Genomic DNA, 24912 nt, shown 5'->3' with positions numbered 1-24912 from the left:
TTACACCCTTGACACACGCGCAATTTCGTTGTCTCCATGCAGCCATACGTTCCTCGCCATGGAGAACAACCTCGGGCGCAGAGGCTTCCTTCGCCTCTCTGGAACAGCCGCCCTTACCGCATCGCTCGGCACCGCCGCCCTCACCGCCTGCGGCTCGGCCGACAAGAAGTCCCCCTCAGCCAAGCCCGGCCGAAAAGTGCGCCTTGGGTTCATCGCGCTGACCGACTGTGCGCCCCTGGTGATGGCGAAAGAACTCGGTTACTTCGCAGAGCGTGACCTCGATGTCGAACTGATCAAGCAGGCCTCGTGGCCCGCAACTCGGGACAATCTGCTCAACGGGCAGATCGACGCCGCCCATGCCCTCTTCAGCCTCCCCTTGTCCGTCGCCTCAAAGATCGCGGGTACGGGTTCCACCGACCTCAAGATCGCCATGGTGCTCAACAACAACGGCCAGGCCATCACCCTCAAGAAGGACTTCGCCGACGCCGGTTACGCGGACCTGAAGGCCGCCAAGGCGCTGCTGGAGAAGAAGGCGCCGACCCTGGCCATGACCTTCCCCGGCGGTACTCACGACACCTGGCTGCGGTACTGGCTCAAGGCCACCAAGGCCGATCAGTCGAAAGTGAAGATCGTTCCGATCCCGCCGCCGCAGATGGTCGCCAATATGAAGGTCGGCAACATGGACGGCTACTGCGTCGGCGAGCCCTGGAACGCCGTCGCCGTCCAGCAGGACATCGGCTTCACCCACATCACCACCCAGGACATCTGGCAGCACCACCCCGAGAAGGCCCTGGTGACGAACGCCAAGTTCGCCACGCAGAAGAAGGACGTCCTGGCCGACGTCATGGCGGCGGTCCTCAAGGCCGCCAAGTGGCTCGACGACCTGGACAACCGCGCCAAGGCCGCCAAGACGATCGGCTCCCCGCAGTATGTCAAGGCACCGCCGAAGGACATCGAGGGCCGACTGCTCGGCACCTACGAGCTGGGCGCAGACCTGGGCGAGAAGAAGTTCAGCGGCGACCAGATGATGTTCTTCCGCGACGGCAAGACCTCCGCGCCGCGGCGCGGGCACGCGATCTGGTTCCTGAGCCAGTACCAGCGTTTCGGGCTCGTGAAGGGCGACCTGCCCTACACCAAGATCGCTGACGAGATCATCCTGCGCGACCTGTACGAGGAGGTCGCGAAGAAGGAGGGCATCGACGTCCCGGGAGACGACATGAGCCCGTTCCACGTGAAGCTCGACGGCACGACCTTCGACCCCACAAAGCCGAAGGAGGAGGCGAAGCGAAAGTGACCCGTTCCCTGACGCCTACGGATCAGTCGGAACCGGCTGTGGCGACCGACGCCCAGCCGGGGCCGCCTGGCCCCCCTACCTCCCGGGCGCCCGCAACAGGCGCCTGGGGTGGCCGACTCGCCGAGCTGGCCCGCGGCTTCGGATGGGCCGTGCTCGGTACCACGGCCGTCGTGCTGCTCTGGCAGCTGGCCGCATCCCGCTCGACCGACGTCCCGGCCCCGCTCGACGGGGCCCGGACCCTGATCGACCTGCTGTCCGATCCGTTCTACGACAACGGCCCGAACGACAAGGGTGTCGGCCTCCATCTGGGCACGTCGCTGCAGCGCGTGTTCACCGGCTTCGCGCTGGCCGCCGTGGTCGGTGTGCTGGCGGGCGTGCTGATCGGCGCGAGCCGCCGGGCCTGGCTCGCTTTCAACCCGGTGATCCAAGTCCTGCGACCCGTATCGCCGCTGGCCTGGTTCCCGATCTGGCTGGCCGTGTTCAAGGACGCGTCCCAGGCCTCGGTGTTCGTCATCTTCATTACGGCGCTGTGGCCCACGCTGATCAACACCGCGGCCGGCGCGGCACAGATCCCGCAGGATCACCGCAACGTCGCTCGGGTCTTCCGCTTCGGCCGCCTTGCCTATATGAGGCATGTGCTCATACCCAACGCCCTGCCGTCGATCATCACGGGTCTGCGGCTGTCGATGGGCATCGCCTGGATGGTCATCGTTGCGGTGGAGATGCTGTCCGGCAACTCGGGCATCGGGTTCTTCGTCTGGGACTCGTACAACGCCGGGGACCTCAGCTCGGTCGTCGCCGCGATCGTCCTCATCGGTCTTGTCGGCCTGATCCTTGACGCGATCCTCGTACGGCTCTCGCGCAAGGTCGCCATCGAGGAGGTTCAGTCGTGACAGTCGAGATCCGCGGACTGCACAAGACGTTCAAGCGGAGGGGAGCGCCCGCGCAGCACGTTCTGCGGGGTGTGGACCTGACCGTTAAGGAAGGGGAGTTCGTCTCCTTCATCGGGCACTCGGGCTGCGGCAAGTCCACGCTGCTCAACATGGTCGGCGGCCTGGTCCGTCCCGATGAGGGTGAGATCGTCGTGGACGGCAAGCCGGTCACGAGGCCGGGGCCCGAGCGGGCGATGGTGTTCCAGAACTACTCCCTGCTGCCCCGGTTGAGCCTGCTCGCCAATGTGCGCGAGGCCGTCCGGGCGGCACGGCCGGACTGGTCACGCGCCAAGGCCGACGAGATGGTGGAGCGGTATCTGACCGCGGTCGGGTTGTGGGAGCACCGCGACAAGCGCCCCGGTCAGGTCTCGGGTGGCATGGCCCAACGCGCCGCGGTCGCCAGGGCCTTCGCCGTGGGACCCCGCACCCTGCTGCTTGACGAGCCGTTCGGAGCGCTGGACGCGCTCACACGCTCGCGCCTGCAGCAGCAGCTTGTCGAGTTGTGGGGCAACGAGTCGGAGACCGAGAAGGTGCTCATGGTCACGCACGGGCTCGACGAGGCGATTCTGCTCGCCGACCGGGTCGTGGTCATGTCCAATCCGCCGCAGCCGTCGGTGCAAACGATCATCCCGGTGCCGATCCCGCGCCCTCGGGACCGCGCGACGATCAGCAGCCACCCGGCATACGCCGGTATCCAGGAGGAGTTGGCCGGCCTGCTGCTCGGCGACCAGGCGGCTGTCGCATAACCAGGGATAGCCGGGGTGTGAGGTGGTTGCAGGTGGTGGTCTCGGTCTGCGGTGACCTGACGCCTCCTCGTGGGCCGAGATCACCTCCTGTGGCCACCTCACACCCACCGTTCCGATCCCGCTGGCCGGGCCCGTCAATCCTACGGAGCCCGGCAGCCGGCTGGGGTGCTGCTCCGGCTCGTCGATCCCTCTTGGCACGCACAAGACCCCCGCGATCAAGACGTGGCTGGCCAAACTCCCCAGGTTCCACATGCACTTCACCCCGACCAGCTCCTCCTGGATCAACCAGGTCGAGCGGTGGTTCGACTTCCTCGCTGACCAGATGATCCGCCGCGGCGCACACAAGAACGTCCAGGCCCTCGAAGCCGACATCCGCGCATGGGTCAAGAACTGGAACGAAGACCCCAAGCCCTTCATCTGGACCAAGACAGCCGAAGAAATCCTCGGCTGCCTCGCCCGGTTCTGCCGACGGATCTCCGGCGCAGGACACTATGAGGTACCGGATGTGGCGGCCAACGTGCGCCCGAGCACTCCCTCGCTGGTGTCGAGTGCAGTCATCAAGTCAGTTCGCAGTTGTGCGGGTATGCCGCCTCGGCCGAGCGCGCTGGCTTCCACCGCCCGACCGAGCTGTTGGGCCTGGAGACTCGTCAGAAGCGTGGAGCAGCCTGTGTGGGCCAGCACGTCGCGGGCCGCGTACCCATCTCCCGAAGCCACCGTCTGACCAACGAGTTCCGCCGCGACTCGATGCGCAGCCGACTGGTCGACACCGTCGGCAACGTCGATGACGGAGAGGCCCAACCGGGTGTGAAAGACGGCCAACTCCGCTGTGCGGTCGAGTTGTTGATAGCAGTCCAGCATAGTGGCGAGATCCCCACCGACCGACATGGCGGCCTGCCGTCGGGACATCACGTTCAGGCAGGCCGTCACGGCATTCTCCCACGGTTCGCCAGCGACGGTCTCCGCCAGGAAGGTGACGGCTTCGAAGGCATGGCCTGCCGTGACCATGGCGATCACCGCGACCTGGCGGCCGTCGAGCATCCGCTTGCCAATCCCTTTGTGCCGCTGGAGCTGGGCGAGCGCATCCGTCCAGCGGCCGGCGCTGGCTAGGGCGCGGGCACCATCGGCCAGCAGTACGGCCCAAAGCCACTGCTGCAGCTCTCGGTGATCGTCCTCTGACCCGCTGATGTGCTCGAAAGACACCGTTAGCCCGTCGATCACAGCATCCGACCGGGACTTCACCGCTTGGAACAGAGTGTCCAGGAGGTCGTATGCGGCTTCCCCGTTGCCGGAACGGATACACAGCAGCCGAGCTAAGTTGACGAGGGGTTCCAGCCCGTATCGAGCGACCTGCGCACCCAGTGGCTGGGTGCGCAGGTACGCCTCGGAAAGTCGCCAGCACAGGGTGCGGGCCAGCTCGGGCAGGTCGCAGTCGCTCGCGAGCAGCGCGGCTTTGTTGAACGCCGCAGTGGCCAGCGCCAAGCGGCCATCGCGTTCAGCATCTCGTGCTAGGGCGCCGATCTCCCGGACCCGCTCGACCAGCGGCAGACAGGCGGGCCGGGGACGGGCGACCAGCGGGAACCGCCGAACTATCTGGCTGGCGTCCACCTCACTGCCACTCGATGACGATCCGGTTGATCGGGTTGTCGAAGGCGAAGCGGCCCCGGCTTCGAGTGGAGCGGCACCGGGCACGGCTCCGGCCTGGGCGTGTACCGCTGGGTCGTGGAAGGAGCGATCGCGCTGCTGCACTGGTTCCGCCGCCTGCGTATCCGCTGGGAGATCCGCGACGACATCCACCACGCGTTCGTCACCCTTGGCTGCGCCGTCATCTGCTGGCGAGGACTGCGCACCGCACTTTGTCGAGAGTGAGGGCGGGCGATCGCCCCAGGGGATGGCCTGCTCGATGCGTCAGAACGCATACGTAGCAGTCGGGCCCGCGCAGCCTCACATCCGGGATCTCAGCACGTCGACCTCACAGCCTGGCGCGAACGGGTCGAAGCCGTGCTCGATCAGCCAGCGAACCACCAGCAGGCTTCGCAACGACCACCACGCGTGGATCACGTCGAGGTCGATGTCGGTGCCATAGCCGGCGACGACGTCGTCGAGGTGCTCCTCGTGTCCGAGCGTGAAGGTGGCGAGGTCGTACAGGGCATCACCCTGGCCCGCCTCGGACCAGTCGATGATGCCGGTGACCTCGTCGCCGTCGACGAAGACGTGCGCGATCTGCAGGTCGCCGTGTGTGAACGCCGGAGTCCACGGCCGGAGCGCGGCCTCGGCGACCTGGCGGTTGCGGGTGACCAGGTCAGCGGGCAGGACACCGTTCGTCACGAGCAAATCGCACTCGTCGTCGAGTTCCGCCACCAGCGCGACGATGCTCCGGCCGGCCCGGCCCGGCAGGGGCGGCAGGGGCGCTTCGTGCAGCTTCCGGATGGCGGCGCCCGCCGCGGCCCACGCCGCCGGCGACCCGGTCGACGGCCCGCCGAGGCGCCCAAGCGTCGTCCCCGGGAGTGCGGCGATCGCGAGCACGGGCGGCTTGCGCCACAGGACCTCCGGGGTCGGGACCGGCGCGAGGGACATCGCCTCGACCTCGACGTCGATGCGCGCCTGATCGGCGTCCACCTTCAAGAACACGTCACCGACGCGCAGAGTCGCGCGCTCGGAATGGGCGACGACGACTTTGACCTCATCCATGGGCGACCAGTATCCCGGGGATGATCGCCGACGTCGCCAGGTTTATCGCGTGCGATTACGCGGCTGACCGCGTCCCGCTACCCGGCGGCCTCGTGCACGACACCGACCTCTGACCAGGTCAAGCCCACCACTTTTGTTAGGAGTCCTTAGCGGATTCACGGAGTATTCGCCCGAGTACCTGGTCTCAGCGGGTCGGAGGTGGGGGAACCGATCCTGAAGTCGGCTCCTGGGTGTCTGCAGAGGTCAACTGAGCTCCATCGTCGATCGCGTTGGGTATTGCCGGGGTGGCATCGACGTCAACGACCTATGCCTCGATATCGAACACACGTGTTTGAGACCGGAGTTGATCCGCATGGCGGAGCGATCCACGGCTCATGCAGAAGCCATCGACCTTGCGCCGCCAGGACATCTCCGCAGCGGTCGATGGCCGAAACGCCGAGGTTGATACCTGTGAGGCGGGTGGGGTTTCGGCCGCCGGGCGAGAGGGTGGTGATCGCCGCCGCTTGGGCCGTCGCTGCAGGCGGCCGGGGACGGGGTACGGGATCAGTGCGGCGGGACGCGGCCGGGCAGCGACGGCGTCGCGCAGGAAGGTCCGCTTGGAGTAGCTCCCCCGCGAGGCCGAAGGCCCTGAGGTAGTCCTGGAGCAGGCCCTGACGAGGCATGAGCTGAACCGCCACCAAAGCCCGCGCGTCGAACGAGCGGTGCGAGGCGCCTCCGACACCTGCGACCCGGCGAGGACAACCGCTCGCTCGCGCCGGGGCGTTGTCAGTGGTGGCAGGCAGGATGGCGGGCATGACAACACCTGCTGCAGTGATCGTGGATGCCGCCGCCTACGCGCAGGCGGTCGAAGATGCGGTGAAGGCGTCGGCCGCCTACTACGCGGGCGGCACGTCGGTGCTGGATGACGACTCCTACGACCGGCTGATACGAGGGATTGCGGTGTGGGAGGCCGATCACCCCGACGAGGTGCTGCCCGACTCGCCGACCGGGAAGGTCGCCGGCGGCGCCGTCGAGGGCGATGTCCCGCACACGGTGGCGATGCTGAGCCTGGACAACGTGTTCTCGCCCGAGGAGTTCACCGCCTGGACCGCCTCCCTGGCCCGCCGCATCGGCCACGAGGCGGAACGATTCAGCGTGGAGCCGAAGTTGGACGGACTTGCGATCGCCGCCCGCTACACCCGCGGCCGCCTCACCCGGCTGGTCACGCGTGGCGACGGGACGGCCGGGGAGGACGTCTCGCATGCGATCGGCACCGTCGAGGGCCTGCCGCGGGAGCTGGCCGAGCCGGTCACGGTGGAGGTGCGCGGCGAAGTCCTGATGACCACCGCCCAGTTCGAGCATGCCAACGAGGTCCGCACCGCGCACGGTGGGCAGCCGTTCGCCAACGCGCGTAACGCCGCGGCGGGCACGCTGCGCGCCAAGGACCGCGCCTACACAGTGCCGATGACGTTCTTCGGTTATGGCCTGCTCCCCCTGCCCGACACGGAGACAGTGCTCGCGGCCCGGCTGGGCGAGAGCGCGCACAGCGACCTGATGGCGCAGGCCGCCGAGCTCGGCGTGCACACCACCGCCACCACCGCCGTACCCGGCAGCACCGCCGGCACGGCCGAGCAGGTCCTCGCGCGCGTGCAGGAGATCGCCGCGCTGCGGGCCCAGTTGCCGTTCGGGATCGACGGGATCGTCATCAAGGCCGACCTGGCCGCCGACCAGCAGGCCGCCGGATCCGGATCGCGCGCCCCGCGCTGGGCGATCGCCTACAAGCTGCCCGCCGTGGAGAAGATCACCCGGCTACTGGAGGTGGAGTGGAACGTCGGCCGCACCGGCATCATCGCCCCGCGCGCCGTCCTCGAACCCGTCGAGATCGACGGCTCCACCATCACCTACGCCACCCTCCACAACCCGGCCGACATCACCCGCCGCGACCTGCGTCTGGGCGACCACGTCATGGTCCACCGCGCCGGCGACGTCATCCCCCGCATCGAAGCCCCCGTCGCCCACCTGCGCGCCGGCGACGAGCAGCCGATCGCCTTCCCCGACGTGTGCCCGCGCTGCGGCTCCGACATCGACACCAGCGAGCAGCGCTGGCGCTGCGAGAACGGCCGCAACTGCCACCTGGTCGCCGCCCTCTCCTACGCCACCGGCCGCGACCAACTCGACATCGAGGGCCTCGGCCACACCCGCGTCGTCCAGCTCGTCGAGGCCGGTCTGGTCGCCGATCTCGCCGACCTGTTCACCCTCACCCGCGACCAACTCCTGGGCCTGGAACGCATGGGGGAAACCAGCACCGACAACCTCCTCAGCGCCATCACCACCGCCAAGGCGCAGCCGCTGTCGCGGGTGCTGTGCGCGCTCGGCGTCCGTGGCACCGGCCGCTCCATGTCCCGCCGCATCGCCCGGCACTTCGCGACCATGGACACCATCCGCGCGGCCAATGCCGAAGCGATGCAGCAGGTCGAGGGCATCGGCACCGAGAAGGCGCCGTCCATCGTCGCCGAACTCGCCGAACTCGCCCCGCTCATCGACAAACTCGCCGCGGCCGGGGTGAACATGACCGAACCCGGCGCCACCCCGCCAGTCACTACTGCGGGCGACGCCGACAGCAGCGGAGAAACCGCAGAGCCGATGGGTGGGCCGCTCGCCGGGATGACGGTCGTCGTCACCGGCGCGATGACCGGAACACTGGAAAAGCTCAGCCGCAACCAGATGAACGAACTCATCGAACGCGCGGGCGGCCGCGCCTCCTCCAGCGTCTCCAAGAAGACCACCCTGGTCGTCGCCGGAGAGGGCGCCGGATCCAAGCGCGCCAAGGCCGAAGACCTCGGCATCCGCCTGGCCACCCCCGACGAATTCGCCACCCTCGTCGCCGACTTCATCGACTGATCCCATGCCACAAGGCGGCATGCCCCACCTCACAACGGCCGGCGCGTAGGCAGGGAACAACCGATGTCGGTTGACCGTTCACCTATACGTGGCTGCGGAGGGGACAGTATCCCCAGGCCTCCCCCTAGCCCCATGGGGACAGTCGTCCGGCGGAAGCCCTGTGGGCCCTTCGCCGAGAGACGACCACCGCTCCGCCCGTCACTACCCGCGGCCCCGGCTGGCCTCCCCCGTCCAGCCGGGGTTCCGCGTTCTCCGAGCCGAGCCGCATACACGGTTTCTCGTCCCGGAGTCCCGAAGGTCGCAGCTTCTCCGCTCAGGACGTGGAGCACGGCCGTGGCTTCTCGCAAAAAGCGTTCGACGCCGGGGCCGGCGGCGGATCAGTGCGCGTGCCGCCCGCATGTTGGTACGCACGCACGCTGGTGGAGTCGACCGTGATGTCCCCGTCGATCTCACCGGTCGTTTTCGGCGGCGGCGTCGGACCTGGTGCAACAGCCGTTCAGGTCCCGTCGCCCGGCCATGGCCCTGGCGATCAGCCCGTACGGCGATCCCCGTCCCGCCTGGTCAGGGCCGCCCGGTGGTGCGACGCTGGGGTTGAGGGGTGTCCGAGGAGGGAAATCCGGGAGGGCCGATGGGACGGGACGTCCCGGCGCTGGTCTTCACCCGCGAGGACCGCCGCCGGTACCGGATCAAGATGCAGGGGTGCCTCGACGCCTTCGCGCTGATGCTGCGCGAGTCACGGTTCGAGTCGGAGCGGCCCCAGGTGGGGCTGGAGATCGAGCTGAACCTGGTCGACGCCGCGGCAGAGCCGACGATGCGCAACAACGATGTGCTCGAGGCGATCGCGGACCCGGCCTGGTCCACCGAGCTGGGCCGGTTCAACCTCGAGATCAACATTCCGCCCCGACGTCTGACGGCGGGCGGCCCCGACGCCTGGGAGTCCGAGATACGCGCCGCGCTGAATCACGCGGAGCAACGCGCCAGGTCGGTCGACACACATCTGATCATGATCGGAATTCTGCCTACCCTGCGGGAGGAGGACGTCGGCGAGACGGCGCTGTCGGAGAACTCGCGCTACCGCCTGATCAACGAGCAGGTCTTCGCGGCTCGGGGCGAAGACCTGCTCATCGAGGTGGACGGGGTCGATCGGTTGCGGACCTACGCGGACACGATCACTCCCGAGGCCGCGTGCACCAGCACTCAGTTCCACCTCCAGGTGTCCCCGGAGGAGTTCGCCGATTACTGGAACGCCGCGCAGGCGATCGCCGGGGTCCAGGTCGCGCTGGCGGCCAATTCGCCGTTCCTGTTCGGCAAGGAGCTGTCGCACGAAACCCGGATCCCGCTGTTCGAGCAGGCCACCGACACCCGCCCACAGGAGATCAAGGTGCAGGGGGTGCGGCCCAGAGTGTGGTTCGGAGAGCGGTGGATCAACAGCGTCTTCGACCTCTTCGAGGAGAACGTGCGCTACTTCCCCGCGCTGCTGCCCCTGTGCGACAAGCAGGATCCCGCGGAGACGCTGGACCGCGGCGACATCCCCGAGCTGGCCGAGCTCACCCTGCACAACGGCACCATCTACCGCTGGAACCGCCCGGTCTACGCCATCGCCCACGACAGACCTCACCTGCGGGTGGAAAACCGTGTGCTGCCCGCCGGCCCGACCGTCGCCGACACCCTCGCCAACGGCGCCTTCTATTACGGGCTCACCCGAGCCCTGGTGGGGGAAGACCGGCCCGTGTGGTCACGGATGTCCTTCTCGGCCGCCGAGGACAACCTGCACACGGCGGCGCGGCACGGCATCGATGCGCGGCTGTACTGGCCGGGGATGGGCGAGGTGCCGGTGCCCGAACTCGTCCTGCGGCGTCTGCTGCCGCTGGCGCACCAGGGCCTGGAGCACTCCGGCATGGACGAAGCCTGGCGGGAGCCGCTGCTCGGCATCATCGAGCAGCGGTGCGTCACCGGACGCAACGGAGCGGTCTGGCAGAAGGAGATGTTCCACCACATCGACGACTCCACCCATGCCGGCCGTCACGAGGCCCTACGGCGGATGACGCAGCAGTACATCGACTACATGCACCTCAACGCCCCGGTCCACACATGGCCGGTCGACTGACGGAGGTCATCCGACGGAGGTCCCCGGTACGTCTCACGGCCCGGTCTCGCGTGGCCGGGGCGGGCACCAGCAGCGCCCGAGCCGCAGCTGCGAGTGGTCGGCCACGGCGACACCCTCACCTACGGCAGCTTCGCGCTGACGTTTCTGGACTCAGTGCACAGCCTTGGCGATCGCTGCCCGGCACCGTCGATGAGCCGCTGGTCCCTCCAGCCCGTGCTCGTGCGTGGAAGACCGGCACCGCCTACTCCGTTCTCATCAGCCACCCCCGCGGTCGTCTGCTGCTGCACGCCAGTGCCAACTGCCGCCCCGGCGCCCTGCGCGGCCACCGCGCCGACGTCATCTACCTGGGCATCGGCAGCCTGGGCAACCAGACCTCACAGTTCACCACTCCTTGTCGTCCTCATCGGGCATGGCCGGGCGGGCCGGTGGCACCACGTGCTTCTGACCGCTCCGGCAGGGTCGGCTCAGAACGCGGAGTTGGCGAACCAGCGGTCCAGCAGGGCGGGGTTCCCGTGGCGTTCGAAGCGGTCGTCCATAGGGTCCAGTCGGCCGTAGAGCAAGAGCAGGAGGTCGGCCGCGGCGCCGCGGAGGGTGGCGTCGGCGGCGGTCTCCCGGGCAGGGCCATCCGTTGCGATGCCGAAGCGGTCCGGCTCAAGACGGACCAGCCAGTCGTCTCCGCCGTCGATGCAGCGGAAGCGGATGGTCTGGCCGGTCCCGCGCAGCTGTGCCGTGTCCGGTGCGAAGAAGGCCGCAAAAGGCAGGTTGACCAAGAACTCGTCCACACCGTCCACCGCCAGCGCGCGGTCGACCATCGGCCGCCGTCCGAGGGCGAGTTCGGCGTCCACCCGGTGCACCAGCGTCTCGTACAACATCCGGCGGGCCCAGAACCGGGCGTGCTGGTCGGCTCCCCAGGCCCACATCGGGGTGTCCGGGGCGGTGGCCGCGAACGCCCCGGCGGCCTCGACCGCGCTCGCGGCCAGCCAGGCGGGATAGTCCTCCGGCCGCGGCGGGAGCTGCAGGTCAACGTCCCTGCTCGTCGGCGGCTGCTGGATCTCCTTTCGCAACAGCACGGCGAACCAGCGCTGCACACTGCCGGTGTGCCTTACCAGATCGGCCAGGTTCCATCCGGGACAGGACGGGACCGGGGTCGTCGGATCGGCGCCCTGGACCGCTGCCACGAACGCGGCGGTCTCGGCCGCGACGGACTCCCGATGGTCGAGCGCCGTCGTGGGATGTGCCGGTCGGTGTGTACTCATGATGGGTCGTCCTCCTGGGTTGCGGGGTCAGGCGACCCAGCTGCGAGTCAGGGCCAGGACGGACGAGCCGTCGAGGTCGCCGAGCTTGGTGCCGACGAAGGCGCGGGCCGCCTCCGAGGTCTGGATCCGGAAGGCGGGCCGGTCCCCGCTGAGCGCCTCGATGATCGGTGCGGCGGCGTCCGCCGGGGACTGTGCGGCGTTGGCGAAAGTGTTCCGGGTCCGCTCGATGTAGGCACGCAGAGCGGGCGCGTACGGGCCTGCGGCATCGATCACGGCCGGATCGAAGCCGACGTTGCTGACGAACTCGCTCGCCACCGCGCCCGGTTCGACCACGGTGACGCTCACTCCGGTGGTCGCGGCGACCGGCGCGAGCGACTCCATGAAGCCCTCGACCGCGAACTTGGCGGCGCAGTACGCCTCATTGAACGGCTGGCCGACGACGCCGCCGACGCTGGTGACGGTCACCACCCGCCCACCGGTCGCGCGCAGGTGCAGCAGTGCGGCCTTGGTGACATGCAGTACGCCGAAGAAGTTGACCTCCAGTACCTGGCGGACGTCGGCGATCGTCTCCTGTTCGAGGGTGCCCAGGTGCCCGGCCCCCGCGTTGTTGACCACGGCGTCCAGGCGCCCGTGCTCGGCGATCATGCCTGCGACGGCGGCCTCCACGGAGTCCGGGTCGGTGACGTCCAGCTGCCGTACCTGGATCCGTCCGGCCACTCCGGCCGCGTCGGCGGCGGCGAGCAGGGCATCGGCCCGGGAGGTGTCGCGCATGGTCGCGACAGTGTTCCAGCCGGCCTGGGCCGCGGCAATGGCAGCGGCCAGGCCGATGCCCGAGGAGGTGCCGGTGATCAGGACGGTTTTCTCTGGAGCCGGGGTTCCGGTGGCCATCGTCGGTCTCGCTCCCGAGCAAATAGTTATGGTCAATGACTAATATTCTCCATAACTATGGTGACCCATATCTGTCACTGTCAAGCCAATCACTAGAGTGGAGCGATGGCCCACCGACCCGATGACATCACCCGCCAGATCGTCGCCCTATTCGCCGCGATCAACCGCCGGTACGCCCGGGAGTCGGAACAGGCGGCGGCCGAGCACGAGCTCACCCCGCTGCAGGCCAAGGCGCTGCTCGCGGCAGAGGAGCCGGTGCCCATGCGCCGGATCGCCGAGTACCTGCATGCCGAGCCGTCCAACGTCACCACGATCATTGACCGACTGGAAGGCCGCGGACTGGTCGAACGGCACCCCGCGCCCGATGACCGCCGGGTCAAGCTGGTCGCCGCCACTGAGACCGGCCTGCGCGTGGCTGCCGACCTGCGCACCCGGATGCCGTTCGCCACCCAGCCGCTCCACGCCCTGGACGACCGACAGCGCGAGACGCTGCGCGACCTGCTCCAACTCGTGGCAGGTTCCGCGTCGCCGAACTGACACCGCCCGGCGACGCGGAGGATGCGCCCGCTCCCCGCTGATGTGTGGGCCGCCGAGGCATCGGACGACGAGGAGCCCACGGCCGCACTCTTGTTCCTGCCCTGGCCGAGTGGCCTCGCCGAAGTTCGGGAAGTCCGCGACCGAATCCGATAGACCGGATCCGATACATCGGTCAGCAGCGTCTCGTCCTCCAAGACCGAACCTCAACCTGAGTTGGAATCCGTGCGCAGGCCACCCCCGCACGCGGCCCCGCCTCTGGCTCCGCTCATGACTCGCCGGTCAGTCTCTAGGCCACAATGCCCCCATGACCGATCATCAGGCCCACACTCCCGCCCGTCCGCTGCTGCGCCGCCCCCAGGACGGTGAACTCATCGACGTCGCCGGTGTCGCGCACTTCTTCCGGCTCACCGGCGAGCACACGGGCGGGCACTTCGCCTTCGAGGAGTTCAGCCTCGCCCCCGGCACCATCGGTGCCAGGCCACACGTGCACGACGGACACGACGAGTACTTCTACGTTCTTGAGGGCGATTTGACGCTGCACACCGGAGACGGCGAGGTGACGGCCGGACCAGGACATCTGCTCGCCGCCACCCGCGGCACCCCGCACGGCTTCCGCAACGCGGGCCCGGTCCCCGCACGCGCCCTGTGCCTCTACACCCCCGCCGGCTACGAAAACTACTTCCGCGACGTCCACGCCGCCGTGAGCGCCGGGGCCGAGGCGACCGACGAGCTGCTGGCCGAATTCCGCAGCCGTCACCGGACCAGCTCCTACCCGGTTCCCTCGGACAGGCCCTAGTGGACAGCATGGTCAACGGCATGGGAAGCGACGGCCGATGGCAGCGGCAGGCAGCCTGGTGAGCTGGGCATAGGCGGCAATCACCAACCACGTCGATCGGTCCGCCGTTTCCGAGCTGGCAGCGCCCGTCGATCCGACTCACGCAGCCGGTCCGGCGCCCACCACGGCCATCCCGGCCTCACCGAGCCGCCGAACCCGGTCGACGGACTCCCCCACAGACAAGTTCCTGGGGCGGGACGGGCACGGACAGCACCGGTAGCGAGCCCTTCACGCCGGACACCCCACTTACCGCGACCCCGGCACGGACAGCATCGACCCGGACACCGACAGTACCGGTAGCAAGACCTCCACTCCGGACCCGGACCCGACCCGGGCGGAGACGTCATCGTCAACTGAGTGCTGGGAAAGAACACCGGAGGGAGAAGGCCCGTCAAGGCCTGTGAAGATCCCGACCCTGTGCCCCGCCGCGCCTGCGGCGGGGCACACCTCGTTGCCGTGCCGCGCAGGACAGCAACAACGCAGGCCAACGAGCGACTGCGGCGTCACGCGCGACGTCCTCCCCTCACTGGACGACCGAGCTCATCCCTCATCTCGTCCGCTCCGCGCGCGTGCTCGGCCCTTCCGCTCGGCGCGCGTGATCGGCCCAGAGCTGATGTGCTGGTTCAAGGGCTTTCGTACTCATCCCGGAGACACAGATGAATACCTATCGAGTCGCGCAGGTGGTCACGGCCGGCGGGCCGTTCGAGATCGCCGAGCGTGAGGTGCCGCAGCCGGGCCCCGGCCACGTACGGATCGCCGTGGAAGCCTGCGGGATCTGCCACAGCGACGCCTTCTTCGTCAACGCCGGACTGCCAGGCGTCCAATTCCCGCTGGTCCCCGGCCACGAGATCGCCGGGCGGATCGATGAACTCGGCGAGGGAGCACGCGACCAAGGCTGGCAGGTGGGCGACCGGGTGGCGGTCGGCTGGTTCGGAGGCAGCTGCGGCTACTGCACGCCCTGCCGGCAGGGCGACTTCATCGTCTGCGAGAACCTGAAGGTGCCCGGATGGGCATACGACGGGGGCTTCGCCGAAACAATGATCGCGCCGGTAGACGCCCTGGCCCGCATTCCCGACGCACTGGCGGCAAGTGACGCCGGGCCCATGGCCTGCGCGGGTGTGACCACGTACAACGGACTGCGGCGCAGTGTCGCCCGGCCCGGCGACCTCGTCGCCGTGCTCGGCATCGGCGGCCTCGGCCACCTGGGAGTTCAGTACGCGGCCGCGATGGGCTTCGAAACCGTGGCGATCGCCCGCGGAGCCGACAAAGCCGACTTCGTCAAGCAGCTCGGCGCCCACCACTACATCGACAGCACGGCCGGCACTCCCGTCGCGGACGCACTGCAATCCCTCGGCGGCGCCAAGGTCGTACTGGCCACCGCGGGCAACTCCGACGCCATCACAGCAACCGTGGACGGGCTTTCCCACCGCGGCGAGCTGGTGGCCATCGGAGCGGCTCCCGAACCCCTGGGCATCAGCCCGGTCCAGCTGCTCATGCGCGGCAGAACCGTCTACGGCCACCCTTCCGGCACCGCACAGGACGTTCAGGACACCATGGCGTTCAGCGCCCTGCACAACATCCGCCCCATGACCGAGATCATGCCCCTCAACCAAGCCGGCGAGGCCTACCAAAAAATGCTCTCCGGCACCGCCCGCTTCCGGATGGTCCTCACCACCCAGTGACCTGCCCGAACCTTGCCGCCTCTCGCACTTCTGGGCTCAGAAGCAGATCCCGCCGGTCCTACGCCCCTCCCCCCAGGGACTCAGTGACCACGGAACGCCTCCTCCAGCCACCAGGCACCGCGGTCACCGGCGACCTTGGCGTCGATGAGCAACGGCACGGACCGCGGTCCGGCGACCCAGTCCTCCACGGCCTTCAGATCCGCGCGCGTGCGCACGGTCACCGCCTCGAAGCCGTAGCCGCGGGCCACGGCGGCGATGTCCGTCGGCGGGAACGTGACCGAATCGAGGGGATGTCCGTCGGGCCCGAAGTGGTGCACCTCCGCGCCGTACGCGTCGTCGTTGTAGACGACGACCGCCATCGGCAGCCCGAGCCGGCGTACCGTGTCGAGTTCGACGGCGCTCATCAGCGCACCGCCGTCACCGAGCGCGGCCACGGGAAGCCGTTGCGGCTGCGCCAGCGCCGCACCGATCGCGGTCGCCAGCCCCAGGCCGATCGACTGGAACGCCTGGGTGAAGCAGAACCCGTCCTGGTCCGGCACCGACAGGTACATGCTCGGGTAGCCCATGAAGTTGCCGGAGTCCACGCCGACCACCCGCTCGGCGGGGAGGATGTCGTCGAGGACGATGCTCAGCGTCCGCGGGTCGATCCGCTCACGGCTGCTCTCGTCCTCGTACGGTTCGTCCCGCCAGCGCACCCGTGCGGCGATGGCCGCTGCGATGTCGGCGGTCCGGTAGCCGTCGCGGTGCCCACCGGCCATCTCGAGGGCGCGGCGCGCCGTCAGCTCCACGTCGCCGGTGACGCCGAGGTGCAGCTCTCGGTGCGCGCCGAGTGCCGACGCGTCGTCATCGACCTGTACGACGGTCGCGTCCGGACCGATCAGCCGGCCGTGCCGCATGGTCCACATGTTCAGCGCGCAGCCCCAGCCTACGATCAGGTCGGCCCCCTGGATCAGCTCAGCCGCCAGGGGCGAGGCGAACCCTCCGGACACATCGAGCGACCAGGGATCGCCCCGGAACAGTCCGCGGGCGACGGCCGAGGTCGCCAGCAGCGCACCGTAACGATCGGCGAGCGCCGCGAGCGCGTCCCGGCTGCCGGGCGTCCTCGATCCCCTGCCCGCCACGAAGACCGGCCGCCGTGACTCCTCCAACATCCCTACCAACGCTGCCGCTTCGGCCGCCTTCGGCTCGGCCGCGGCCCGTGCGGGCGGCGGCGCGGCCAGGACCGGAGCATCGTCTCCCACCTCCAGGGCCTGCACGTCCAACGGCAGGTTCAGCAGCACGGTCCGCCGTTCGTGCAGGGCCCTTCGTACGGCCGCGCAGGCCTGCTCGAGGGCGTCCTCCGCCGCCGTCACGCGTGCCGTGACCGCGCCCACCGCTCGCGCCAATGCCTCTTGGTCGATGTGGAAGTTGGACCTCGGCTCGGTCACCTCGGCGGCCAGTACGAGCAGCGGCGTACGGCTCTTGGCCGCCTCGGCGATACCGGTCATCGCGTTCGTCAGGCCCGGTCCCTGATGCACGCTCAGCGCGGCCACCTTGCCGCTCATCCGGGCGTAGGCGTCGGCCATCGTCGCCGCACCGCCCTCGTGGCGTGCGGCGACGAACCGTGAACCCGCCGCCACCATGGCGTTGGTCAGGTGGAAGTTGCCCGACCCGACCACGCCGAATACATGGTCGACCCCGGCCGCGGACAGCGCCCGGCCGACGGCTTCGGCGACCTTCACGACCGCTCCACCAGGGCGAGCACCCGGGCGGGAGCCCCGGACCCGGTGACGATGGGCAGCGGCCCCGCGATGACGACGGAGCCCGTCGGCGGCAGCGCCGCAAGGTTCTGCAACTGCGTCAGCCCGTACTTGTCACTGCCCATGAGATACGAGTGACACGGGAAGGCCGGGTCGAAGGAATGCGCACGTCCGGCGTCGGTGCCCACCGTCTCCACGCCGAGGCCGATCACCGGCGACTCCTCCCCCAGCCACCGCGCGCATTCCGGTGACAGACCAGGGGTGTGCGGGCCGTTCTCGTCGGCGTTGAGGAACTCCTCCTGCGTGTGCGAGCGGGCGTCCCAGCCGGTGCGCAACAGCAGCCAGCCGCCGTCGGGCAACGGCCCGTGCTCCGCCTCCCACGCCTTCACGTGGTCCACCTCGACGAGGAAGTCCGGGTCCTCCTGCGCTTCGGCGGTGAAGTCCAGCACGGCGGCGGGTGCGATCAGGCGGCGCGCCGGCACGGACGCGACGTCCGCGAGGTCCTTCCCGGTCACCCAGTGGTTCGGGGCGTCGAAGTGCGTGCCGGTGTGCTCACCGCTGCGGAAGTTGTTCCAGTACCAGGCCGGACCCCGGTCGTCGTACCTGCTGATCTCCTCCAGTTCGAACACCGCCGTCTGACCGAACTCGGCCGGCAGTTGGATCACCGGAGTGGACGGCGACAACGGGGAGGTGAGGTCGACGACTTCGATCGCACCACTGCGTAGGCCGGACATCAAAGCGGCGAGGACGGACAGGTCGGGCATGACGGCCTCCTGCGACGGCGGGCTGCGGGGTCAGTCTCCCTCCGGGCCCGTGTCGTGAACAGGTGTCCGCCATGCGCGCGGTGAGCAATCCGGTGGGCGTGGGGCCGCACCCTGCGCGACCAATTCGCCGACTGCGCGACCAATTCGCGGGACTACTCGACCACTTCGAGGGACTACTCGACGCCCGCCGCGTCCAGCAGCACTGTCGCGGTCGTCGTGGTAAGCCCGTCCAGCGTCTCGATCCGGGCGCCGGCGCGGGCACTCGCGCCGTCGAAGAGCAGCATCAACTGCCGGGCGAGGAACTCCGGGTCACGCGCACCACCGAGCTCGGCCTCGGTGCGGAACATCTCTTTCAGGCGCTGCTTGGCGCCACCGGCGACCGCGCTCGCCGGGTGCTCGGGGTCCTTGAGTTCGACCAGCGCCGCGAGGAAGGGGCAGCCGCGGTACTCGGGCTGCGCCGAGAACTTCTCCAGCCGCTCGAAGACGCCCAGGATGCGCTCGCGCGGCGTGGCGGGATCCTGCGGACCGGGCGTGAGCTGCTCCTCGTACAACGGGATCCGTCGCTCCAGGCTCGCCGCCAGGAGGTCGTCCTTGCTGTCGAAGAGCTGGTACATCGACCGCTTCGAGACGCCGGCCGACCGGCACAGCGCGTCGATGCCGATGGAGACGCCTTGGCGGTAGGTGAGTTCGGCCGCCGCGTCCAGCAGCCGGTCCCTCGTGGACGCCTTGTCTGTCGTGGCCATGGGGTCAGGTTACCTCGCAGGAAGAGGCAAGGAAACCGATCGGTATACCGTCTTGGGTGGGCGTCGTCACACGTGACAGGCAGAGTGAACAAGCGCTTAGATAGTGTGTCCGATCTCGCCTGCGCCGCGCTGGAGGCTCCGTTGCTCTTCACATCCGTCGACGATGTCTCCGTACGCCTCGCCGAGACGGGTTATCTGGCGTCGCCCGCGGTCGCCACGACGATCTTCCTGGCCGACCGCCTCGGCAAGCCGCTCCTGGTGGAGGGCCCCGCAGGGGTCGGCAAGACGGAACTCGCCAAGGCCGTCGCGCAGGTCGCCGGAGCACGGCTGGTCAGGCTGCAGTGCTACGAAGGGGTCGACGAGTCACGGGCGTTGTACGAGTGGAACCACGCCAAGCAACTGCTGCGCATCAGCGCGGGCCGGGACGAGACGTGGGACGAGGCGCGCACGGACATCTTCAGTGAGGAGTTCCTGCTCGCGCGGCCGCTGCTGACCGCCATCCGCGGCGACGACCCGAAGGTGCTGCTGATCGACGAGACCGACAAGGCAGACGTCGAGGTGGAGGGCCTGCTGCTCGAAGTGCTCAGCGACTTCCAGGTCACCGTCCCCGAGTTGGGTACGATCACCGCGACCAGCCGCCCCTTCGTGGTGCTCACCTCGAACGCCAGCCGCGAGCTGTCCGAGGCGCTGCGCCGGCGCTGCCTCTTCCTCCACATCGGCTTCCCGGAGGAGGAGTTGGAGCGTCGCATCGTACGGCTGAAGGTGCCGGGCCTGGACGAAGCACTCACGCAGTCCGTGGTGCGGGTGGTGGGTGCGCTGCGCGAGATGGATCTGCGGAAGGTCCCGTCGGTCGCCGAGACCATCGACTGGGCGCGCACGCTGCTCGCACTCGGGGCCGACACCCTCGACGAGACAGTCATACGCGACAGCCTCGGCGTGATCCTCAAGCATCAGGACGACGTCCTCAAGGCGGCGGCCAAGCTCGACCTGGACGCTCTGTGAGCGCTCCCGCGCCGGCTGCGAGTGTCGCGGAGCGGCTGACGGGCCTGGTCGGGGCGCTGCGCTCGCACGGCGTCCGGATCGGCACGGGCGAGACCGTGGACGCCGCGCAGGCGCTGGAGGCGCTCGGCCTGGCGGACCGGGAGCGGCTGCGCGAGGGGCTGGCCGCCACGCTGCTGCACAGCACGGGGCAGCGACGTGTGTTCGATCCGGTCTTCGACGTGTACTTTCCGCGCCGCGTCGGGGCGCCGGACAGCGAAGCGCCCGCCGACCGGGAGGATCTGCGGGACCGGCTCGCGGCCGCGCTCACCGCGGGCGACCAGCAGATGTTGGCCCAGTTGGCGGTCGAGGCGGTGGACGGCTTCGGCGGATACGGGTCGTCGCCGGGCTCGGACGGCTGGTCGTCGTACCAGACGCTCGACCGGCTCCGTCCGCAGACGCTGATGGCGCGCGTGCGCGACACCGTCCGCGCACAGGGCGGGACGACCGGGTTCACCGACCGGCTGCTCGAGGACGAAATCCGGCAGCGTATCGAGGCCTTCCGTGCGCTGGTCGCCACGGAGGCGCGGCGCCGGGTCGCCGAGCGGCGCGGCCGGGACGAGATCGCACGGCGGGCGGTGGCCCCGGCCGCCGACCGAGTGGACTTCCTGTTCGCCGGACGCGACCAACTCGCCGAGCTGCGCAGGGTGGTTCAGCCGCTCGCGCGCAAGCTGGCCACCCGCCTGGCCGCGCGCCGCCGGCGTGCGGCGCGCGGCACCATCGACCTGCGGCGGACCCTGCGCGGGTCGCTGTCGACGGGCGGGGTGCCGATGCGGCCCGTGCTGCGCCGGCGCCGCCCGGTCCGGCCCGAACTGGTGCTGCTGTGCGATGTGTCGGGCTCGGTGTCCGGTTTCTCGGACTTCACGATGCTGCTGGTGCAGGCGCTGCACGACCAGTTCAGCAAGGTGCGGGTGTTCGCCTTCGTCAACCGGATCGACGAGGTGACCGGGCTGCTGGTGCACGGCGCGGCCGACCCGGAGGGACTCGGCGCCCGGATCCGGTCGGAGGCGACGCTGACGGGCTGGCACGGCAGCAGTGACTATGGCGTGGCGTTCGGCGAGTTCGCCGAGCGGTACGCCGACGCGGTGGGTGCGCGTACGACCGTGTTCGTCCTCGGCGACGCCCGTACGAACATGAGCGACCCGAATCTGCCGGCCGTGCGGAGCCTTGCCGAACGGGCCCGCCGCGTCTACTGGTTGAACCCCGAGTCGTACTCCCAGTGGGGCACGGGCGACTCCGCCGCACCCTCGTACGCCGAACTCGTCGAGATGCACGAGTGCCGCAACGCCCGGCAGCTTGGCGAGTTGATCGGCCGCCTGCTGCCGGTCTGAGCGGGCTTATGCGACCAGCTGCGGATACATCACGGCCAGGTCCTGGGACAGTGAGGCCTTGACCTGCCGGGTGAGGTCGTCGGCCAGTACCTCGAAAGCGCCGGACTGGATGCCGTCGAGGGCCTGGGCGGCCACGCTTTCGGGCGTGGACTTCGGCGCGTCGACGTGTGCGGCCATGTCCGTGTCGACATAGCCGACATGGAGTCCGGTGACCTCGATGCCGCGCGGCTTCAGGTCGAGGCGCAGGGAGTTGGTCTGCGACCAGAAGGCGGCCTTGGAGGCGCTGTAGGAGCCCAGGATGCCGATCCACGACAGCACCGAGTGGACGTTGAGGATGTGGCCGCCGCCGTTGCGCTCGATGATCGGGACGAAGGCGCGGGTGACGAGGAGCGGGCCGTAGAAGTTCGTCTCGAACTCGCGGCGGACGTCCTCCACGGGTGAGTCCAGGAAGTTCGCGTTCACGGACGCGCCCGCGTTGTTGATCAGGACGGTGACGTCCTGTGCCTGCTCGGCGGCCGCGGCTACGGAGGCAGGGTCACTCACTTCCAGCGCCAGCGGCACCGCGTCGGGGTGCGTGACGGTCCGCGGGTCGCGCGCGGTGGCGTACACCTTCTTCGCGCCGCGCTCGTACAGGGCCTGCACCAGCGCCCGCCCGATGCCGCGGCTGCCGCCGGTGACCAAGGCGACTGAGCCTTCGATGGATGTCATGGGACTTCTCCCGAGATAGAAACCGATCGGTTTACCTGTCTCCACAAGAGTAAACCGATCGGTTTCCATCGAGCAAGGCGAGCGCCAGATCCTCATCGAGCAAGGCGAGCGCCAGATTCAGGAGGGCAGGTCAGCTCGTGGCGGCTTGCACCTTCCCGGTCGTGACGGCTTGCGTCTCCCCCGCTTCTTCGACCACCGGTTCCGCTTCCGCCACACCCTTCCCCTCGAACGTGTACTCGTGAGTCGCACCCCTGGTCAGGCCCCACAGCGCTACGGCCACGATCAGCACGAACGCGACACCGGCGATCCCGAAACTGAGGGTGAACTGGCTCTCGGCGGGCAGCGCGGGCGCGCCCACCGGCAAGTTCTCCATGGTCTTGGACGCCAGCAACGAAGTGATCACCGCGCTGGCGATCGCGCTGCCGACGGAGCGGGAGATGGAGTTGAGGCCGTTGGCGATGCCGGTCTGATGGTGGGGAACGCTCGCCACGGTGAGCGCGGGCATGGCCGCGTACCCGAAGCTGATGGCCACACCGATCAGGCCCGCGAGGATCACCGAGGCGGACGAGTCGTGCGCCGCGGTCTGCCAGACGAAGCCGAGCACACCGAACACGGCACCTGTCGCGAGGGTGAACCGTGCCCCGATCCGCCCGACCAGAAGCCCGCCGAACTGCGCGGCGAACAGCGATACGACCGTGGTCGGCAGCAGGTACTCGACGCAGGCACGCAGCACCGAGGCCCCGAACCCGTACCCGGCGAGTTCCTTCGGCATCTGCACCAAGTACGCCACGCCGATGAACTGGGCGAACATCGCGAAGCCGAGGAACAGACCGGCGAGGTTCGTGAAGAGGACGGGCCGGTGGGCGAACAGGCCGATGGTGCGCCCGGAGGACCAGCCCCACTCGTGCCCCTGCGAGATCGGCAGCAGGAGCAGGACGAGCAATGCGGCGAGCGTCACCCGGCTCGTGTGCCAGCGTCCGCAGCGTCCGCAACCCCGCCTCTACTAAGAGCCGCCCTGACCTGCGGAAAGCGGCTCTTAGTAGCTTAGGGTGGCCGGACGCTGGCGGACGCTAAACGTTTTGTTTAGCGTCCGCACGAATGGTGCAGGTGAGGCGGGGTGATGCTCGCCCACCGGACGCTGCGGACGCTGTTTTCCCTCAACTCTCTAGGACAGGCCTAGGAGTTGTCGTCAAACTGTCACGCCCACATCGGGAGCGACGCGTGGGTGACGGCTTCTTGGTGGGACTCGGCGGTCTCGCCGTAGCGGAATGGCACACCTCGACGTGAAGAAGGCCGGTCGAATCCCGACACGCGTCCCGGGACAGGGCACTGCCACGGCCGGGGCGGCCTCACGATCCCGCGAAGCCGCCTCACCCGAACGGGGTCGCCCGGAGCGCGACGGCCGGTACCGGCGGCTAGCATCCGGAACGAAGCCCGCAGGTGCGACGTGGGGGAATCGCAGCCTTCGACCCGTATGGAGGCTCCGCCGTGCGTCGACCCGAAGCCACGCGTCAAACCGCAAGAACCGCCCTCATATGCCTGCCGCTGACCCTGGGGCTTCTGGGCGCTTCGCTCACGGGCTGTGTCGCCACGGTGGCCACGAAGGCCGAGAGCGCGCCGAAGGCCTGCACGCCCGACCAGATCTCCAAGGGCGGCAGCTGCATTCCCGCCGACAGCGAGGCCTTCATCAAGAAGCAGGTCGCCGACTCCCTGAAGAAGTACAAGCTCACCGCAGCCATGGCCGGGGTCTGGATCGACGGGGAGAAGGTCACGAGCGTCGCTTCCGGAGAGACGATGACGGGCATCCCCGCGACGACCGACATGCACCTGCGGATCGGCGCGGTCGCCATTCCGTATCTGACGACCGAACTGCTCAAGCTCGTCGACGAGGGCGCGGTCCGGCTCGACGACAAGATCTCCCGGTGGCTACCCGACCTGCCGCACGCGAAGGACATCACCCTGAAGATGGTGGCCTCCAGCACTTCCGGCTACGCGGACTACGTCCAGAACCCCGAGTTCATCGCCGCGCTCTACAAGAATCCCTTCCGGCACTGGACGCCGGAGGCACTGCTGGGCTTCTCCTTCTCCAAACCCCTCCAGAAACCGCCCGGGTCGGGGTTCGCCTACTCGCATGCCAACTGGGTGATCCTGGGCGACATCATCTCCAAGGTCAGGAAGAGGCCCCTTGCGGAAGTGATGCGCGAGGGAATCCTGAAGCCCCTCGGTCTGACCGGAACCGACAACCCGTCCACGGCCGAGATCCCCGCCCCGGTGCTGCACTCCTTCGACAACGAGCGGGATGTGTTCGAGGACGCCACCTACTGGGACCCGTCATGGACGCTGGCCCCGGGAGCGGTCATGACGGGCACGCTGGAGGACATGGGGAAGTCGGTGGCAGCGTGGGGCGAGGGGAAGCTGCTCACGCCCGAGTCGCACAAGGTGCAGATCACCCCCGTCGCCAAGGTGACGCCGAGGACGTCCTACGCCCTGGGGCTGGCCGTGCAGAACACCTGGCTCCTGCAGAATCCGTCGTTCGCCGGCTACCAGGGATCGGTCGCCTATCTGCCCTCCAGGAAGATCGCGATCGCGACGGCCGCGACGCAGGGAATGGGCAGCGACACCGCCAAGAACTTCAGCACCGCGCTCCTGGTGTCGATCGCCAATCATCTCGCCCCGGAGAAGCCACTGATCCTGTAATGAGCGGCGGACGACGCGCGGGCTAGGTGTTCTGTCCAAGGAGGTTG

General features: G+C 69.0%; 19 protein-coding genes and 3 pseudogenes. 13 read left to right on the top strand and 9 right to left on the bottom strand.

Annotated features, from left to right (window positions below):
- Positions 1-58 precede the first annotated feature (58 nt).
- The 4 genes and pseudogenes from ACFY0T_RS24055 to ACFY0T_RS24040 all read left to right on the top strand — a co-directional run.
- Positions 59-1294, top strand: a complete 1236-nt coding sequence (locus ACFY0T_RS24055) for an ABC transporter substrate-binding protein (RefSeq protein ID WP_388874080.1) — start codon at positions 59-61, stop codon at positions 1292-1294.
- Positions 1291-2187, top strand: a complete 897-nt coding sequence (ntrB, locus tag ACFY0T_RS24050; RefSeq protein WP_388874077.1) for a nitrate ABC transporter permease — start codon at positions 1291-1293, stop codon at positions 2185-2187. The genes ACFY0T_RS24055 and ntrB overlap by 4 nt, the downstream gene beginning before the upstream one ends.
- A complete protein-coding gene (locus ACFY0T_RS24045; RefSeq protein WP_388874074.1) occupies positions 2184-2972 on the top strand; it encodes an ABC transporter ATP-binding protein in 789 nt (262 codons plus the stop codon). Before ntrB ends, ACFY0T_RS24045 begins: the two co-directional genes overlap by 4 nt.
- A gap of 196 nt (positions 2973-3168) precedes the next feature.
- Positions 3169-3447: pseudogene (locus ACFY0T_RS24040) on the top strand (transposase); the annotation flags it as partial.
- A gap of 14 nt (positions 3448-3461) precedes the next feature.
- Here ACFY0T_RS24040 and ACFY0T_RS24035 read toward each other — a convergent pair.
- Positions 3462-4577 (bottom strand): hypothetical protein, encoded by a 1116-nt coding sequence (locus ACFY0T_RS24035; RefSeq protein ID WP_388874071.1) that lies wholly within the window; start codon positions 4575-4577, stop codon positions 3462-3464.
- 75 nt (positions 4578-4652) lie between these two features.
- Here ACFY0T_RS24035 and ACFY0T_RS24030 point away from each other — a divergent pair.
- A pseudogene (locus tag ACFY0T_RS24030) lies at positions 4653-4838 on the top strand (IS5/IS1182 family transposase); the annotation flags it as partial.
- Between the two features lie 75 nt (positions 4839-4913).
- Here ACFY0T_RS24030 and ACFY0T_RS24025 read toward each other — a convergent pair.
- Positions 4914-5660 carry a phosphotransferase family protein gene (locus tag ACFY0T_RS24025; RefSeq protein ID WP_388874068.1) on the bottom strand — a complete coding sequence of 249 codons (747 nt, stop codon included), beginning with the start codon at positions 5658-5660 and terminating at the stop codon, positions 4914-4916.
- 792 nt (positions 5661-6452) lie between these two features.
- Here ACFY0T_RS24025 and ligA point away from each other — a divergent pair.
- Together ligA and ACFY0T_RS24015 are read left to right on the top strand one after the other, a co-directional pair.
- The gene (gene ligA / locus ACFY0T_RS24020; protein WP_388874065.1) at positions 6453-8540 is read left to right on the top strand and encodes an NAD-dependent DNA ligase LigA; all 2088 of its coding nucleotides are present in this window, start codon (positions 6453-6455) and stop codon (positions 8538-8540) included.
- Between the two features lie 628 nt (positions 8541-9168).
- Positions 9169-10647 (top strand): glutamate--cysteine ligase, encoded by a 1479-nt coding sequence (locus ACFY0T_RS24015; RefSeq protein ID WP_388874062.1) that lies wholly within the window; start codon positions 9169-9171, stop codon positions 10645-10647.
- Between the two features lie 464 nt (positions 10648-11111).
- Here ACFY0T_RS24015 and ACFY0T_RS24010 read toward each other — a convergent pair whose 3' ends face one another.
- Positions 11112-11903, bottom strand: coding sequence for a maleylpyruvate isomerase family mycothiol-dependent enzyme (locus tag ACFY0T_RS24010; protein ID WP_388874059.1), 792 nt, complete (start codon positions 11901-11903; stop codon positions 11112-11114).
- A 27-nt stretch (positions 11904-11930) separates the two neighbouring features.
- Positions 11931-12791, bottom strand: coding sequence for an SDR family NAD(P)-dependent oxidoreductase (locus ACFY0T_RS24005; RefSeq protein WP_388874056.1), 861 nt, complete (start codon positions 12789-12791; stop codon positions 11931-11933).
- 105 nt (positions 12792-12896) lie between these two features.
- On the opposite strand from ACFY0T_RS24005, the gene ACFY0T_RS24000 reads away from it, so the two are divergent.
- The 3 genes from ACFY0T_RS24000 (at position 12897) to ACFY0T_RS23990 (ending at position 15845) form a co-directional block, all read left to right on the top strand.
- Positions 12897-13328 carry a MarR family winged helix-turn-helix transcriptional regulator gene (locus tag ACFY0T_RS24000; RefSeq protein WP_388874053.1) on the top strand — a complete coding sequence of 144 codons (432 nt, stop codon included), beginning with the start codon at positions 12897-12899 and terminating at the stop codon, positions 13326-13328.
- Positions 13329-13632: 304 nt separating this feature from the next.
- The gene (locus ACFY0T_RS23995; protein ID WP_388874050.1) at positions 13633-14124 is read left to right on the top strand and encodes a cupin domain-containing protein; all 492 of its coding nucleotides are present in this window, start codon (positions 13633-13635) and stop codon (positions 14122-14124) included.
- A 695-nt stretch (positions 14125-14819) separates the two neighbouring features.
- Positions 14820-15845, top strand: coding sequence for an alcohol dehydrogenase (locus ACFY0T_RS23990; RefSeq protein ID WP_388874047.1), 1026 nt, complete (start codon positions 14820-14822; stop codon positions 15843-15845).
- A gap of 80 nt (positions 15846-15925) precedes the next feature.
- Here ACFY0T_RS23990 and ACFY0T_RS23985 read toward each other — a convergent pair whose 3' ends face one another.
- From ACFY0T_RS23985 to ACFY0T_RS23975, 3 genes are all read right to left on the bottom strand, one after another.
- Positions 15926-17566 (bottom strand): thiamine pyrophosphate-binding protein, encoded by a 1641-nt coding sequence (locus ACFY0T_RS23985; protein WP_388874044.1) that lies wholly within the window; start codon positions 17564-17566, stop codon positions 15926-15928.
- Positions 17563-18348, bottom strand: coding sequence for a cyclase family protein (locus tag ACFY0T_RS23980; protein WP_388874042.1), 786 nt, complete (start codon positions 18346-18348; stop codon positions 17563-17565). Before ACFY0T_RS23980 ends, ACFY0T_RS23985 begins: the two co-directional genes overlap by 4 nt.
- 173 nt (positions 18349-18521) lie before the next feature.
- Positions 18522-19091, bottom strand: coding sequence for a TetR/AcrR family transcriptional regulator (locus tag ACFY0T_RS23975; protein WP_388874039.1), 570 nt, complete (start codon positions 19089-19091; stop codon positions 18522-18524).
- Positions 19092-19232: 141 nt separating this feature from the next.
- On the opposite strand from ACFY0T_RS23975, the gene ACFY0T_RS23970 reads away from it, so the two are divergent.
- Complete coding sequence (locus tag ACFY0T_RS23970; protein ID WP_388874036.1) at positions 19233-20093, top strand: AAA family ATPase; 861 nt, start codon at positions 19233-19235, stop codon at positions 20091-20093.
- Positions 20090-21460: a VWA domain-containing protein gene (locus ACFY0T_RS23965; RefSeq protein ID WP_388874033.1), complete on the top strand. Its 1371-nt coding sequence runs from the start codon at positions 20090-20092 to the stop codon at positions 21458-21460. Before ACFY0T_RS23970 ends, ACFY0T_RS23965 begins: the two co-directional genes overlap by 4 nt.
- Before the next feature lie 6 nt (positions 21461-21466).
- Here the strand turns inward: ACFY0T_RS23965 and ACFY0T_RS23960 are convergent, their stop codons facing one another.
- On the bottom strand, positions 21467-22168 hold the full coding sequence (locus ACFY0T_RS23960; protein WP_388874030.1) for an SDR family oxidoreductase: 702 nt from the start codon (positions 22166-22168) through the stop codon (positions 21467-21469).
- A gap of 130 nt (positions 22169-22298) precedes the next feature.
- Positions 22299-23126: pseudogene (locus ACFY0T_RS23955) on the bottom strand (MFS transporter); the annotation flags it as partial.
- Positions 23127-23656: 530 nt separating this feature from the next.
- On the opposite strand from ACFY0T_RS23955, the gene ACFY0T_RS23950 reads away from it, so the two are divergent.
- The gene (locus ACFY0T_RS23950) at positions 23657-24865 is read left to right on the top strand and encodes a serine hydrolase domain-containing protein (RefSeq protein ID WP_388874027.1); all 1209 of its coding nucleotides are present in this window, start codon (positions 23657-23659) and stop codon (positions 24863-24865) included.
- Positions 24866-24912 lie beyond the last annotated feature (47 nt).

This window comes from Streptomyces sp. NPDC001530 (assembly GCF_042894545.1).
Lineage (GTDB): Bacteria > Actinomycetota > Actinomycetes > Streptomycetales > Streptomycetaceae > Streptomyces.
The sequence above is the reverse complement of the archived record's forward strand: the minus strand, read 5'-3'. Positions and strand labels throughout refer to the sequence as shown.

Excerpts from the sequence above, each read along its gene's own strand:
- ACFY0T_RS24055 (WP_388874080.1), top strand. The coding sequence starts at position 59 with ATGGAGAACAACCTCGGGCGCAGAGGCTTCCTTCGCCTCTCTGGAACA.
- ACFY0T_RS24025 (WP_388874068.1), bottom strand. The coding sequence starts at position 5,660 with ATGGATGAGGTCAAAGTCGTCGTCGCCCATTCCGAGCGCGCGACTCTG.
- ligA (WP_388874065.1), top strand. The coding sequence starts at position 6,453 with ATGACAACACCTGCTGCAGTGATCGTGGATGCCGCCGCCTACGCGCAG.
- ACFY0T_RS24015 (WP_388874062.1), top strand. The coding sequence starts at position 9,169 with ATGGGACGGGACGTCCCGGCGCTGGTCTTCACCCGCGAGGACCGCCGC.
- ACFY0T_RS24010 (WP_388874059.1), bottom strand. The coding sequence starts at position 11,903 with ATGAGTACACACCGACCGGCACATCCCACGACGGCGCTCGACCATCGG.
- ACFY0T_RS24005 (WP_388874056.1), bottom strand. The coding sequence starts at position 12,791 with ATGGCCACCGGAACCCCGGCTCCAGAGAAAACCGTCCTGATCACCGGC.
- ACFY0T_RS24000 (WP_388874053.1), top strand. The coding sequence starts at position 12,897 with ATGGCCCACCGACCCGATGACATCACCCGCCAGATCGTCGCCCTATTC.
- ACFY0T_RS23995 (WP_388874050.1), top strand. The coding sequence starts at position 13,633 with ATGACCGATCATCAGGCCCACACTCCCGCCCGTCCGCTGCTGCGCCGC.
- ACFY0T_RS23990 (WP_388874047.1), top strand. The coding sequence starts at position 14,820 with ATGAATACCTATCGAGTCGCGCAGGTGGTCACGGCCGGCGGGCCGTTC.
- ACFY0T_RS23980 (WP_388874042.1), bottom strand. The coding sequence starts at position 18,348 with ATGCCCGACCTGTCCGTCCTCGCCGCTTTGATGTCCGGCCTACGCAGT.
- ACFY0T_RS23975 (WP_388874039.1), bottom strand. The coding sequence starts at position 19,091 with ATGGCCACGACAGACAAGGCGTCCACGAGGGACCGGCTGCTGGACGCG.
- ACFY0T_RS23960 (WP_388874030.1), bottom strand. The coding sequence starts at position 22,168 with ATGACATCCATCGAAGGCTCAGTCGCCTTGGTCACCGGCGGCAGCCGC.